Genomic DNA, 14,095 nt, shown 5'->3' with positions numbered 1-14,095 from the left:
CTAATTTTTTGTGATTTTCAATTTTTCATAGAAGTTTTGACACTACCATTTTTCACTATTAACTTACTTTATGTAACTAAGTTTATTTTTTGATACAACATAAAGTCAATTTTATTGTTTCATACAAAAATAAAAAGACAACCATATGATAATGGTTGCCCTTTTATAGTGAGATATGTGCTGCCAATATGTTATGTAATGGCAAACTTGTCTAAGTATGAAGATTAATCTTCGTTAGAGTAATTACCTTCATATCCTGCAGTAAAGATTGCAGTTAAAATTGAGCCAATAATAACTACCATAATTAAAGTATTCATGGAAGAATCCTCCTCATGTAAATAAACTAAACTATTATAATAATTAGTATATCAAAAAATAATGACTTTACTACATTAAATTTATGACGGAAATGGTTCAAATAAATGAAGTTGGGAATATTACTTTCAAGGAGGGTGATAAATTGGAACCTGAAAAAATGGAGCCAAGTGGACATATGACGAATAATATGGAAGATGTTATTTGGTTAGGCAAGCAAATGGAGAGAATGCGTGATGGTTCACAGCTTGCGGAAGATATGCGTTTTCCAGATCCAATTGAATTTGATGCGGCAGACAATGATAATGATGAAAAATACAATTATAAGAAAAAAAATTAATAAATGGCCTTATTCGATATAATTCATTCGAATAAGGCCCAATCATCTACTAAGCTTTTACTTGATAATCTTTTAACTCCTCGCGTAACTTAGCCTTTAAAAATTTACCTACAGATGTTTTAGGAATTTCCGCTAAGAATACGATATCATCAGGAAGCCACCATTTTGCAAATTGACCTTCTAAAGAAGCGAGCAATTCTTCTTTGGTAGCGTTTTTGCCTTCTTTTAAAACAACACATGCAAGAGGACGCTCCTGCCATTTTTCATGCGGAATCGCAATAACTGCTGCTTCAGCAACTGCTTCGTGCGTCATTAATGCATTTTCTAAATCAACAGACGATATCCATTCACCACCGCTTTTAATTAAATCCTTTGTCCGGTCGGTAATTTTAATATAACCTTCAGGAGTGACAACTGCAATATCGCCTGTATAAAGCCATCCATCACGAAATGCCTCAGGAGTACGCTCATCTTTATAATATTCATGAGCAATCCATGGTCCACGTATACGAAGTTCACCCATTGTTTTTCCGTCCCAAGGCACTTCGCCTGCATCGTTTACGACCTCCGTATCAAGTAAAGAGACTGTTAAGCCTTGTGTAGCACGAATATCTAGTTTCTCTTCTCGTGTTAAATTTTTCATTGACGAAGTATAAGTAGATAAACTAACAATTGGTGTCGTTTCCGTCATACCATAACCGACAACAAATGGTACATTAAATTTATCTTCATAGGTTTTAATTAAGCCTTTAGGCGATGCAGAACCGCCACATACAACTGCACGCAAAGATGATAAGTCGCGTGGTTTTTTCTCCTGTTCTTGAGCAACACCCATCCAAATGGTTGGTACCCCAGCAGTTAACGTAACTTTTTCCTGTTCAATTAAATCTAATAATAATTGTGGTGTAAACATCGGTCCAGGCAATACTTGAGTGATGCCAAAATTCACCCCTGCAAATGGCATACCCCATGCATTAACATGGAACATTGGAACAACAGGCATAATCACGTCTTCTTCACGCAATCCAAGACTATCTGCTAAGCCAAGCGCCATACTATGAAGGACTAACCCTCGATGTGTATATACCACCCCTTTTGGCATACCTGTTGTTGCACTTGTATAACACATACCTGCAGGTGAATTTTCATCTAAATCAAGAGGGAATTCAAATTCATCAGATGCCTCTGCCAGTAGCTTTTCATAAGAGTGAACATTAGGGAAGCTTGATTCTGGAACTTCCATATTATCTTGCATTACAATCACATGCTTCACGGTTTTTAAGAATGGAATCGCTTTCTCAAATAAAGGGAATAAATCACCATCGATTAATAAAATCTCATCTTCGGCATGGTTGATTACATAAATAATATGTTCAGGACTTAATCGAATATTGACCATATGCAAGACAGCACCTGCACAAGGAACTGCAAAATACGCTTCAAGGTGTCGATGATGATTCCATGCAAAAGATGCAACCTTTGTTCCACGTTTCATTCCTAGCTTTGTAAGAGCATCTGCTAGTTTGTGAGTTCGTTTTACATAATCCTTATACGGAATTCGATGAATTGTTTCTGAGCTCGTCCTTGAGATAATTAATTTCTCTGGGAAGTATCGCTCTGCACGTTTCAAAAAGTTCGTTAACAGTAAAGGCGTATCCATCATAATTATCCATCCCCCAATATTTAAAATCTCACAAGTGGCAAGTGACAACCAAACATACTTATTGTTATATATTATTAATTAATAGCTAATAGAACGGGAAAAAGGCTTAATAGAAAAATTTTTATACTTTTTCAAATGGATAAATAGATTATAATCTCTCAATTGGTCAATGCATAATTATGTCGATATGGAAAAATTCATCGTATAATTGAATTAATGAATCGAAGGGGAGTGTATGGATTGACAAGTATACCAACAAAACGGTTATCAAATGGCGTAGAAATGCCTTATTTAGGATTAGGCGTTTATAAAATGACAAACAGTGAAGAAGCATTAAATGCAATGACGAAAGCACTTGAGTTAGGCTATCGTGCGATTGATACCGCTGCGCTATATAATAACGAGGTAGAAGTTGGAGAAGCGATTCGTGCATCCAATATTGCGCGAGAAGAAATTTTCGTTACTACAAAAGTATGGAATTCCGATCAAGGTTATGACAACACGTTAAAAGCATTTGAAACATCCTTAAAAAAATTAGGCTTAGATTATATAGATTTATACTTAACCCATTGGGCGGTACCAGATAAATTTGTTGATACTTATCGTGCCATAGAGCGCCTTTACGAGGAAAAATTAATACGTGTACCAGGTGTTTCAAATCATCACGAGCACCATCTAGAGAAAATCTCTACAAAAGCAAATGTGAAACCAATGGTGGATCAAATCGAACTACATCCATACCTATCCCAAAAACCACTTTTGAACTACTGTAAGGTAAATGGCATTGCAGTTACAGCATGGGCACCTTTAGGTAGAGGGAAAATTTTAGAAGATGAAACGATTGCAAAGATTGCTGCTAAATATAATAAAACAGCAGCTCAAATTATCCTTCGTTGGCATTATCAAAATGATGTGATGTCGATTCCGAAATCTGTAACCCCTAGCCGTATCGAAGAGAATATGAATATTTTTGATTTTGAAATGTCAGTAGAGGATATAGAAGCGATTGATGGATTAAATAAGGACTTAAGAACGGGCAAAGATCCTGATAATTTTAATTTTTAATAAAGGGGGAGCGATTTCACTTAATTAGTGAATCGCTCCTTTATCTTTAACCACTAACAGTTTATTTAAAAAAGGATGTTCGAATTCTAATTGAATTGCGTGTAATTCATAGTCATCATTTGCAGTTTTTCTTGCGTTGTACATTGTATCTCCGACAATCGGATGACCGAGATGAGCCATATGAACACGAATTTGATGGGTGCGACCTGTTTCCAATGTTAAATGGACAATTGTTGTCTGTTTCAAACGTTTAACCACTTTAAAATGTGTAACTGCATGCTGTCCAGTTTTGGCTACAACACGACGAGTGGCATGGTGGCGATCCTTACCAATGGGTTCACTAATGGTACCACTATCTTGACGGACACTCCCTTGTACCTCAGCCTCATAAGTACGAATAATTGTTTTTTCTTCAATCATTCGGTCGAAAATTGATTTAGCAATCGGATGTTTTGCTATTAATAGTAATCCTTTCGTACCGCGGTCAAGTCGATGAACATGCTCTGCATAATGCCCACCGTTACTCTGAATATGAGCGATAACATGATTCATACATGTATCACGGTCCCAAATATCGTTAGGATGTGTGGCCATACCTTTTGGCTTTGAAACAATGAGACAATGGTCATCTTCATATTGGATTTCTACTTCACAGGCTTTTGTAGGTACATAATTGGATTTTGGAATGTCAAAAGTAAACGAAAGGGTTGTACCAGATTTTAATTTTTCACTCCATAGTACCTGTTCTCCATTTTCGAGTGTTATCGCTTTTGCCATCCGCAGTTCATGGACGAGCTTTTTTCCAAGTCGCCATTTAGAACGAAGTAACTCTTCAATCGTTAAATCATTTTGTACAATTTCATATTGAAACATGGTCAGGTTCCTCCAAAAAAAGATATCGCGCTCTTATTGAACACGATATCTTTATTATATTACTGTTTCGCTTGTTCTAAAAATGCTTTTACTTTTTCTGGGTCGTCAGAATAGTCACCAACTAATGGTTCCCCAACAGCTTTCCCATCTTTAAAGAAAATTAATGTCGGTGTGTATTCAACTTTATAATCATTCCAACCTTGAGGGAATTCCAATAAATTGTATTGATTAATTTCTACCCCTAACTCATTGGCAATTGGTATTAAATTTGGTGTGAAGTTTAGACAGTGTGGACATTCTGGACTAAACATATATGCCATAACCGGATCACCTGATGCGATTTTTTCTTCAAGATCTTCAGGTAGGATAATATTTTGGTAATTTTCATTATCTAATAAGTCAATAGTTGATTGTTGTAAACTTGTTTTTCCATAAGGATTGTTTTTTAGTGGATTTTCAACTTGATTTAAGAAAGTTTTCAAACCGTCTAAATCATTTGAGTAGTCTCCAACAATACGATCCACTTCTTTGCCATCTTTAAAATAAATTAATGTAGGTGTCTCAACAACTTCGTATTCATCCCAGCCTTCGTCAAATTCTAAAAGGTTGTATTGATCAATAGGAATACCCATTTCATCTGCAATCGGCATTAAATTTGGCGTAAAGTTCATACAATGTGGGCATGTTGAACTAAACATGTAAGCCACAACTGGCGCACCAGAAGCGATTTTTTCTTTTAACTCATCAGGTAAAATAATGTTTTGATAATGTTCATTATCTAATAAATCGATGGTTGCTGGATCTAAGTCTGTCTTACCATATGGATTAGCCTGATTTTCAGTTTTACTTAAATTTTCTTCAATTTGTTTTTGATTTGAAATATTCGTTAAAATAATTAATGCTGCAAATAAGACAATAATAACAGCACCAATTATAGCTAGTTTTTTCAAATTATTTACCCTCCTTAGAAACTTTAATCATATAAAAACTAGTAATGGCAATTAATATAAATGCCGTTAAAGCGAGAAACGGAATTGTGATAAAGCCAAACCAGTTAATATATTCACCTGTACATGGAACTCTTCCACAGCCGGGAGCCGAATTAGATAGAAGTGCAAGTTTTTGAATTCCATAATGATAAAGTGATATTGCACCACCTATACAAGATAACACGGCGGTTGTTATAGCAATCTTCGCATTTTTTTGTAGATAAGCGATTAGAGTGATAATTACTAACGGATACATTAAGATACGTTGGTACCAACATAATTCACATGGCTCAAATCCCCTTATTTCAGAGAAATATAGTGAACCAAGTGTAGCAACGAATGATACAGCCCAAATAAACAGCAAGCTATTTTCAAGTTTTTTATTCATAATATCTCCTAAAAATGATTAATGGTAGTTTTGATTATAAATTCTTTATAAAAGGAAGTAAATTATTCTGATTTCGAAATATCTCGTTTATCCAAATTCTATTATACATATAATAGTGTTATTTTTCTGTAATCAAATCCATCAATAATTGAACGTTTTTCATTCAAAAGTATGAGATGTCAATAAATGAAAGATTGTTCAGTCAATGTTATGATGAAGATAACTAGGTTTGGACGAGGTGTAGCATGTCAGTGAATGAACATTCAAACATTACATTACTAAAAGAAATTGCTGAGTTATTAAATGAAGAAACTGATATGATTCCAATGTTAAAAGGGGCCCTAAGTAAATTTTTAAAGGGGACCAACTTTAAAACAGGTTGGATTTTTTTTATAAACGATAAAGGAAAACGGGAATTAATCGCCCACGAAGAACTGCCTGAAGCATTACAGCACAATGGATGTGAGCATCTAAAAAAAGGTGGATGTTGGTGTGTTTCACGCTATCGCAATAAAGAACTAAAAAAAGCTTCAAATATAATAGAGTGTCAACGAATCGAAGCGGCTATTGAATCGAAGGTTGGAGATAATGCTGGAATTACCCATCATGCTACTGTACCGTTGCAATCCGGTGGGGAACGATTTGGTTTGCTAAATGTAGCTAAGCCAAATACAGTGAGCTATTCAGAAGAAGAGCTAGAGCTTTTGGAGTCTGTTGCATTCCAAATGGGTTCAGCTATAAAACGAATTTATTTAACAAAGCAGGAACAAGAAATGGCCCTTGTAAAAGAGCGAAATAGACTGGCAAGAGACCTCCATGATTCTGTTAATCAGCTGTTGTTTTCAGTCACATTAACCTCACGAGCGGGTATTGAAATGTCAGACCAAAAGGACATAAAAGATACATTTCGAGATATTCAACAATTAACGCAAGCTGCTTTAACTGAAATGCGTGCACTAATTTGGCAGCTTCGACCACAAGGTTTAGAAAGCGGTTTGATTGAGGCGATAAAAGCATATGCGGACATGTTGAATTTAACTTTAACAGTGAATGTATCAGGAGTTCTTCAATTTCCATCAAGAGTAGAGGAAACTTTATTTCGGGTTGCTCAAGAAGCTTTAAATAATGTGAGAAAGCATGCGGAAACTCAAATCGTGGAAATGTTTATCAATGTAACTGCGACGGATATTCTATTTGTCGTAAAAGATGGCGGTCGAGGATTTATCAATGATTCTAAAAAAGCACTTCCTTCTATTGGAATGCAATCTATTAAAGATCGAGTACAAGCATTAGGTGGTACGGCTGATTGGGTAAGTGAAATTGGTAAGGGCACCGAGCTTTTAATACGAATACCTTATTAGGAAGGGGGGGAGCGGCCATGATTCGTGTTTTAATTGCAGACGATCATCACATTGTTCGCCGTGGATTAATAGTATTTTTAAAAACACAAAAGGACATTGAAGTAGTTGGGGAAGCAAAGAACGGGCTTGAAGCAATCGAACTTGTAGAGTCTTTAATGCCAGATGTGGTTTTAATGGACCTTGTCATGCCTGAAATGGATGGCATACAGGCAACAAAAAAAATAAAAGAACAATGGTCGGACGTGGAAGTATTAATGCTAACAAGTTTTTCTGATAAAGATCATGTATTACCTGCGATTGAGGCAGGTGCTGCGGGTTATCAATTAAAGGATATTGAGCCGGATGATTTAGTGACTGCCATTAGAAAAATCATGCTTGGAGAAAGCATTATGCACCCAGTTGCAACAACTCAATTAGAAGAAAGTATTCGTGAAGAAGAAAACCTTCCACATATAAAAAATCCTTTAACGCCAAGGGAAAGAGATGTACTTGCAGAACTTACAAAAGGAAAAAGTAATCGTGAAATTGCCTCTTCTCTATTTGTAACAGAAAAAACAGTGAAAACTCACATTTCGAATATTTTCAATAAACTTCAAGTCCAAGACCGTACACAGGCTGCTCTTTATGCGGTAAAGCATAATTTGACAGAGGGTAGTGGATTGCAATAATAAAAGACATCACAAATTTCTGAACTGCCCCGTAAAAATTAGATTAGTGTCTAACTTTCTTGGGTCAAATCAAAATGAGTGATGTCTTTTTACTATTAGAAATGATAATCCTCTTCTATAGCCTTTGGTATGACATGTGGCTCGATATGAACAAGAACCATACAATAAGGGTTAAACCGCTTAATAGTGGATTCTATTTTTTCAGTTATTCGATGGCTTTCCCATACATTTAAATTTGGATTTACAGTAACGGTCACATCGATAAATGTCATGTTTCCATGGGTACGACCTTTAAAATCATTTAAATCAATAACACCGTCTACATTACGAATGAGAACAGATAAAGTCTCTGCTTCTTCAATATCAAAGGCGTCAGTTAGTGTTTGTACAGCCTCCCAAAATATTTCCACACCAGTTTTAATAATAATGATCCCTACGATCAATGCCGTAATCGTATCAATGATAACAAAACCAAAAATGGCACCAAAAATCCCTATAGCCGTACCAGTACTTACTAAGGCATCTGAACGGTTATCGTAAGCTGCTGCACGTACAGCGGAACTTCCAATTTTTTTCGCAAGCTTTAAATTGTAACGATACACAAAATACATAACCACCGCACTTCCAAGGGCAACATAAGCAGTAAGAGGAGAAGGTGTTTCTCTTGATGGATTCATCAAATTAAAGCCAGAATCTAAGAGTACCTGTAACCCAACAACCATCATGATAAAGGATGCGATTAGGGAGGCGATTGTTTCGGCACGAAGATGACCATATTGATGATTTTCATCTGGCGGTCTTTGGGATATTCTCAATCCAATTAAAACAGCAATTGATGCGATGATATCCGTTGTATTATTAAGCCCGTCTGCCATTAATGCATCTGATGCTCCAAAATAACCAATGATAAGTTTAATGGCACTGAGAATAAGATATGTACCGATTGATAGCCATGCGCCTTTTTCCCCAGCACGCAAATTTGTATATAATTCCACTTTGTTTCCTCCAAGCAAGACTTCAGAACATGATAAAACGACTTTCTGATTATCAGAAAGTCGTTAGGATTAATAATCTTCTTCTACTTTTTGTTTTAACTCTTCATCTAAATCTTGATCCGCATCTGGATCTACTTCTGGTAATTTTGTTACCTCTAAATAAAGGATATGATGGCCGTCTAATTCTTTAATTTTAAACTCGTACCCCTCAAAGTCGAAACTGTCACCTTCAACAGCATCAAAACGTTGGGTTAAGAACCAACCACCAATTGTATCGATATCTTCGTCTTCAATGGTAGTACCAAGCATATCATTTACTTCTTCAAGTAACATTTTGGCATCTATTATATAATGGCCCTCACTAATTTCTTGTACTTCTGGTATTTCATCGAGGTCAAATTCATCTTGAATATCACCAACAATTTCCTCAATGATATCCTCAATTGTAACTAAACCTGAAGTACCACCGTATTCATCCATTAGAATGGCCATATGAATTCGTTCATGTTGTATTTTAAGTAGTAAATCGCTAACTGGAACAGTTTCAAATACTCGAATGATTGGTTGCATATAGTCGATGATTTTTTTATCGCCATTTACAGGATTTTTTATATACGCAGTCAATAAATGTTTTAAGTTAACAAGTCCAATTACGTGGTCTTTGTCGCCATCAATTACTGGATAACGAGTATATTGTTCAACACCCATTACTTCAAATACTTCTTTAACTGTTAAGTCTTTTTCGAAACTTACTATTTCAGTTCGAGGCACCATAATTTCTTTTGCTGTGCGGTTGGAGAATTCAAAAATACTGTTAACATATTCATATTCTGAATGGTTGATTTCACCGCTTTTTAAACTGTCTGCCATAATCATACGAAGCTCTTCTTCAGTATGTGCATCTTCACCTTCAGACATAGGCTGTAATCCAAAAAGTTTTGATAGACCGCGAGCAGATAAATTTAAGAAATGAATAAAAGGATACATAATTTTGTGGAATAAAAGTAATGTTCCAGAGAAGTTTAATGTCACCCATTCAGCACGTTGAATAGCTAATGTTTTTGGAGCTAATTCACCGGCAACCACATGTAGGAATGTCACAATTGAGAATGCAATAATGAATGAAAGAATTGATACAGCAGTACCTTCTAATCCGATTGCTTCAAACAATGGATGTAAAAGTATTTCAACTGTAGGTTCTCCTAACCAACCTAAACCTAATGATGTAATGGTAATCCCTAATTGACAAGCGGATAAATACTCGTCCAAGTTATTAACTACTTTTTTAGCTTTAAGGGCTTTTTTATGTCCTTCTTCCACTAATTGATCAATGCGAGTTCCTCGCACTTTTACAATTGCAAACTCTGTTGCAACGAAAAATCCTGAAAAGATAATAAGGATAGCAAATACTGCTAACCGTATGGTCAGCTCTACTATGTCTCCGTCCAAATACGTTCTTTGTTCCAAACCCGAATGAGGGAAGCGAACAAAGAGTACACCTCCTACTTTAGAAAAATTAAATTAATAATACAATGATAAAATATTTCCTTAAAAAATACAAATTATGAATAACTATTAAAATGGAATAAAAAACTTTTATAAAGTTACGTGAATAATCACAGTAGCCTATCATATATTTCCAATTTTAATTGACGAAAGAAATTCGAGCATGCTACCATTTAATGACGGGAGATTGGAGGATAAAGAACCTCCACTCTGATTATGAAACAGAAAGTAAATGGATTAGGTATAGGTATAAGCCTGTATCTTTTATTAGGCACTTATCTATAGGGATGAGTGTATTTTTTTTGGCAAAACAAATAAAAAGATATAGTATCGATGGAAAAGACTTTATCTATGACTTTTGGTTTTAGGTATCTTATTAAATATCTAATTTAAATCATTTTATGCAATATAGAAATTTTTGTTAATTGAAAGAAGGTGCAACATGTTTGATGTTCTCATCAAATTAAAATGGTTTTTTAAAGAACATTGGAAGAGATATTCATTCGCAATTATATTACTTATCGTCGCAAGTATAATAGAAGTTTTACCACCGTATATACTTGGTTTAGGAATTGATGAAATTACGACCAATACAATGACTAATCAATCCTTAACTTATTATGTGACGGTTTTACTTGTCATCATTTTCAGTAGCTATGCGATGAATTTTATATGGCAATATCAGTTATTCGGTGGTGCCATAACGTTAGAAAAGGTACTTAGAAGAAGATTAATGCATCAATTTTTAAAGATGACACCTACCTTTTATGAAAGAAATAGAACGGGCGACTTGATGGCGCGTGCTACAAATGATTTAAATGCTGTTTCGCTAACAGCTGGATTTGGTGTAATGACATTAATTGATTCAACACTTTATTTCGGTGCGATTATTTTTGCAATGGGATTTTTCATCTCTTGGAAGCTTACGGCGGTTGCGATGATTCCAATTCCAATAATCGCTATTTTAATGCAGCTTATCGGTAAATTAGTCCATGAACGTTATATAGCTGCCCAATCTTCCTTTGGTCAATTGAATGATAGTGTCTTGGAATCTGTTGCGGGAGTAAGAGTTGTTCGAGCATATGTTCAAGAGAAGAAAGATGAAGAGAAATTCCGTAATATGAGTGAAGAAGTATTTTTTAAAAATATCCATGTGGCAAAAATAAATGCATTATTTGGCCCTATTACAAAATTAGGGACTGGACTAACTTACATTATTACTTTAGGTTATGGTGCTTTTCTCGTATCTACAGGAGAATTAACAGTCGGCCAAATAGTATCGTTTACCATTTACCTTGGATTAGCAACTTGGCCGATTATTGCTATAGGAGAGTTAATCAATGTGATGCAACAGGGGAACGCTTCTTTAGATCGAGTACAGGAAACGTTAAGCTATGAGCAAGATGTAAAAGATCCTCAACAACCCGATCAGATTGAAGAAGTTTCATCCATAGGGTTTAATGAGTTTTCATTCCAATATCCACTTTCACATTTTCAAAATTTACAGCGTATCACATTGAATATTAAAAAAGGTGAAACCCTTGGAGTTGTAGGGAAAACAGGTGCTGGGAAAACAACCTTTGTGAAACAGCTTCTTAGAGAATATCCAATTGGGGAAGGTCAATTTACTATAGCAGATGTGGATATTTCAACGTTATCAAAAGAACAAATTTTACAGTGGATAGGTTATGTCCCTCAGGACCATGTATTATTTTCAAGAACGATAAAAGAAAACATATTGTTTGGTAAAGAGGATGCAACTGATGAACAGTTACATGAAGCTATCCGATTAGCAAACTTTGAAAAGGATCTAAAAAGTCTTCCGTTAGGAATTGAAACTCTTGTCGGTGAAAAGGGTGTTTCTTTATCTGGAGGACAGAAGCAGCGTGTATCTATTGCAAGGGCATTAATTAAAAATCCAGAAATTTTAATTTTAGATGATTCCTTATCAGCGGTAGATGCAAAAACTGAAAGAAAGATAATAGAAAATATACAAAAAGAAAGAAAAGGGAAAACAACAATCATCACTACACATCGATTATCAGCAATTCAACATGCAGATTGGATTATTGTATTGGATGAAGGGGCTATTGTTGAAGAGGGGACCCATGAAGAACTGTTATCAAAGGGAGGCTGGTACAAGGAGCAATACGATCGCCAGCAGCTTGAGGAGGTGTCCTCAGAATGAGTACGAGTAGACGCCTATTTATCTATGCAATGAAGTTTAAAAGGCCAATTATAATGGGTCTAATTTTATTGACTATTGCTGTGGCAACAGATTTAGCAGGTCCATTTATCGCAAAATATATCATTGATACACATATGACACCTGGTTTTTTAGATGTTGAGCCAATAGTCATTTTGCTAGCTATATTTCTTTTTCTGGAGATTTTGACAGCAGTACTTAGATACTTTATGTATATCTATCTTCAAATTGGAGCCAACCGAGTTGTACAAAAGCTAAGACAAGACGTTTTTGGACATATTCAAAAGTTGCCTATACAGTACTTTGATAGTCTACCTGCTGGAAAAATTGTTGCAAGAGTCACAAATGATACTGAGGCGATTCGGAATTTATATGTTCAAGTATTATCTCAATTTGTTACAAGCTTTATTTCAATATTCGGTGTTTATGTCGCGCTATTTATTTTAAATTGGCAAATGGCATTAATCGCTTTAGTCATTGTGCCAGTTATTTATCTATGGATGATTGGCTACCGAAAATTTGCATCGAAATATAACCAAGTCATTCGGGCAAAAATTGCTGATATTAATGGAATGATTAATGAATCTATTCACGGGATGAATATCATTCAAGCGTTTAAACGTGAAGATCAAATGAAAAAGGAATTTGCCTCTTTAAATGATGAGCATTTTGAATACCAACGAAAGCTATTATTTTTAGATTCTGGAACTTCCTATAATTTAGTTTCTGTGCTGCGTCTATTAATATTAACAGTGTTTATATTTTACTTTGGAACCCAATCAATGAATACAGCGGAAATCGTAACAGCCGGTACCTTATATGCCTTTGTTGATTATACGACTCGATTGTTTAATCCGATTGTCAGTATTGTTAGCCAGTTTTCTCAGCTGGAGCGCTCGCTCGTAGCAGGAACTCGTGTTTTTGAATTGCTCGATCAAAGTGGAGAAGAAGTAAGTGAAAAGTCGATTCCACGCTACGAAGGAAATGTCGTATTTGAAAATGTATCCTTCGCTTATCAAAAGGATGAATATGTATTAAAAAATATAAGCTTTGAAGCGAAAAAGGGAGAAACCATTGCACTAGTTGGTCATACAGGCTCAGGAAAAAGCTCTATTATGAATTTACTCTTCCGCTTCTATGATCCGCAAAATGGGAAAATATATATTGATGGAATAGATGTTTCGACTTTACCGAGACAAACGATTCGAGAACATATGGGAATTGTGCTTCAGGATCCCTACCTGTTTTCTGGAACAATAGCAAGCAACATTAGTCTAGACGACCCACGAATTACAAGAGAAACGATAGAAAAGGCGCTCATAGCAGTTGGTGGAGAGCGTGTACTAAAAAATCTCGAAGAAGGAATAGATGAGCCAGTGATAGAAAAAGGAAGTACCTTATCTTCAGGTCAAAGGCAATTAATCTCCTTTGCAAGGGCGTTAGCATTCAATCCATCGATTTTAATTTTAGATGAGGCAACAAGTAATATTGATACAGAAACTGAGGAAGTAATACAGCATGCGATGGACGTATTAAAACAAGGGCGAACAACCTTTATCATTGCCCACCGCTTATCGACCATAAAAAATGCTGATCAAATTTTAGTATTAGACCGCGGTGAAATTGTAGAACAAGGTACACATGATGAATTGATTGCTCTAGGTGGACGTTATGAAACGATGTACCAGTTACAATCGGGAAAAATGCCAGGCACAACATAATATGC

At 35.5% G+C, this 14,095-nt stretch carries 12 protein-coding genes; 6 read left to right on the top strand and 6 right to left on the bottom strand.

The genetic code is table 11. From position 1 onward, the window contains the following. Positions 1 to 460 precede the first annotated feature (460 nt). Entirely contained in the window at positions 461 to 655 is a 195-nt protein-coding gene (locus CD30_RS09545) for a hypothetical protein (RefSeq protein WP_036175882.1), read from the top strand. 49 nt (positions 656 to 704) lie between these two features. Here the strand turns inward: CD30_RS09545 and CD30_RS09540 are convergent, their stop codons facing one another. Continuing rightward, positions 705 to 2,318: a long-chain fatty acid--CoA ligase gene (locus tag CD30_RS09540; RefSeq protein WP_036175879.1), complete on the bottom strand. Its 1,614-nt coding sequence runs from the start codon at positions 2,316 to 2,318 to the stop codon at positions 705 to 707. A gap of 216 nt (positions 2,319 to 2,534) precedes the next feature. Here CD30_RS09540 and CD30_RS09535 point away from each other — a divergent pair, with 216 nt between their 5' ends. Continuing rightward, positions 2,535 to 3,383: an aldo/keto reductase gene (locus CD30_RS09535; protein ID WP_052126128.1), complete on the top strand. Its 849-nt coding sequence runs from the start codon at positions 2,535 to 2,537 to the stop codon at positions 3,381 to 3,383. 24 nt (positions 3,384 to 3,407) lie between these two features. Here CD30_RS09535 and CD30_RS09530 read toward each other — a convergent pair whose 3' ends face one another. From CD30_RS09530 to CD30_RS09520, 3 genes are read right to left on the bottom strand one after another with little or no spacing between them, the layout of a single operon-like run. After that, positions 3,408 to 4,256 (bottom strand): RluA family pseudouridine synthase, encoded by an 849-nt coding sequence (locus CD30_RS09530; RefSeq protein WP_036175874.1) that lies wholly within the window; start codon positions 4,254 to 4,256, stop codon positions 3,408 to 3,410. Between the two features lie 59 nt (positions 4,257 to 4,315). Next, the gene (locus CD30_RS20730; RefSeq protein WP_084077780.1) at positions 4,316 to 5,206 is read right to left on the bottom strand and encodes a thioredoxin domain-containing protein; all 891 of its coding nucleotides are present in this window, start codon (positions 5,204 to 5,206) and stop codon (positions 4,316 to 4,318) included. Between the two features lies 1 nt (position 5,207). Further along, positions 5,208 to 5,633, bottom strand: a complete 426-nt coding sequence (locus tag CD30_RS09520; protein WP_036175871.1) for a disulfide oxidoreductase — start codon at positions 5,631 to 5,633, stop codon at positions 5,208 to 5,210. A 245-nt stretch (positions 5,634 to 5,878) separates the two neighbouring features. Between CD30_RS09520 and CD30_RS09515 the strand changes: the two genes are divergently transcribed. Beyond that, positions 5,879 to 6,994: a GAF domain-containing sensor histidine kinase gene (locus CD30_RS09515; RefSeq protein WP_036175868.1), complete on the top strand. Its 1,116-nt coding sequence runs from the start codon at positions 5,879 to 5,881 to the stop codon at positions 6,992 to 6,994. 17 nt (positions 6,995 to 7,011) lie between these two features. Next, positions 7,012 to 7,662, top strand: coding sequence for a response regulator (locus tag CD30_RS09510; RefSeq protein WP_036175865.1), 651 nt, complete (start codon positions 7,012 to 7,014; stop codon positions 7,660 to 7,662). A gap of 95 nt (positions 7,663 to 7,757) precedes the next feature. Here CD30_RS09510 and CD30_RS09505 read toward each other — a convergent pair whose 3' ends face one another. Then, positions 7,758 to 8,657 (bottom strand): cation diffusion facilitator family transporter, encoded by a 900-nt coding sequence (locus CD30_RS09505; RefSeq protein ID WP_036175862.1) that lies wholly within the window; start codon positions 8,655 to 8,657, stop codon positions 7,758 to 7,760. Positions 8,658 to 8,726: 69 nt separating this feature from the next. Then, positions 8,727 to 10,106, bottom strand: coding sequence for a hemolysin family protein (locus tag CD30_RS09500; RefSeq protein ID WP_036175897.1), 1,380 nt, complete (start codon positions 10,104 to 10,106; stop codon positions 8,727 to 8,729). 499 nt (positions 10,107 to 10,605) lie between these two features. Here CD30_RS09500 and CD30_RS09495 point away from each other — a divergent pair, with 499 nt between their 5' ends. Further along, complete coding sequence (locus CD30_RS09495; protein ID WP_036175857.1) at positions 10,606 to 12,351, top strand: ABC transporter ATP-binding protein; 1,746 nt, start codon at positions 10,606 to 10,608, stop codon at positions 12,349 to 12,351. Next, entirely contained in the window at positions 12,348 to 14,090 is a 1,743-nt protein-coding gene (locus CD30_RS09490; RefSeq protein ID WP_036175854.1) for an ABC transporter ATP-binding protein, read from the top strand. The genes CD30_RS09495 and CD30_RS09490 overlap by 4 nt, the downstream gene beginning before the upstream one ends. Positions 14,091 to 14,095 lie beyond the last annotated feature (5 nt).

The organism is Ureibacillus massiliensis 4400831 = CIP 108448 = CCUG 49529 (assembly GCF_000772965.1).
GTDB classification, from domain to species: domain Bacteria; phylum Bacillota; class Bacilli; order Bacillales_A; family Planococcaceae; genus Ureibacillus; species Ureibacillus massiliensis.
This window is presented reverse-complemented; position numbering and strand designations above follow the sequence as displayed.

Bases quoted from the DNA above. Each gene is read 5' to 3' on its own strand.
- CD30_RS09540 (WP_036175879.1), bottom strand. From the start codon at position 2,318: ATGATGGATACGCCTTTACTGTTAACGAACTTTTTGAAACGTGCAGAG.
- CD30_RS09535 (WP_052126128.1), top strand. From the start codon at position 2,535: ATGAATCGAAGGGGAGTGTATGGATTGACAAGTATACCAACAAAACGG.
- CD30_RS09530 (WP_036175874.1), bottom strand. From the start codon at position 4,256: ATGTTTCAATATGAAATTGTACAAAATGATTTAACGATTGAAGAGTTA.
- CD30_RS09520 (WP_036175871.1), bottom strand. From the start codon at position 5,633: ATGAATAAAAAACTTGAAAATAGCTTGCTGTTTATTTGGGCTGTATCA.
- CD30_RS09515 (WP_036175868.1), top strand. From the start codon at position 5,879: ATGTCAGTGAATGAACATTCAAACATTACATTACTAAAAGAAATTGCT.
- CD30_RS09510 (WP_036175865.1), top strand. From the start codon at position 7,012: ATGATTCGTGTTTTAATTGCAGACGATCATCACATTGTTCGCCGTGGA.
- CD30_RS09495 (WP_036175857.1), top strand. From the start codon at position 10,606: ATGTTTGATGTTCTCATCAAATTAAAATGGTTTTTTAAAGAACATTGG.
- CD30_RS09490 (WP_036175854.1), top strand. From the start codon at position 12,348: ATGAGTACGAGTAGACGCCTATTTATCTATGCAATGAAGTTTAAAAGG.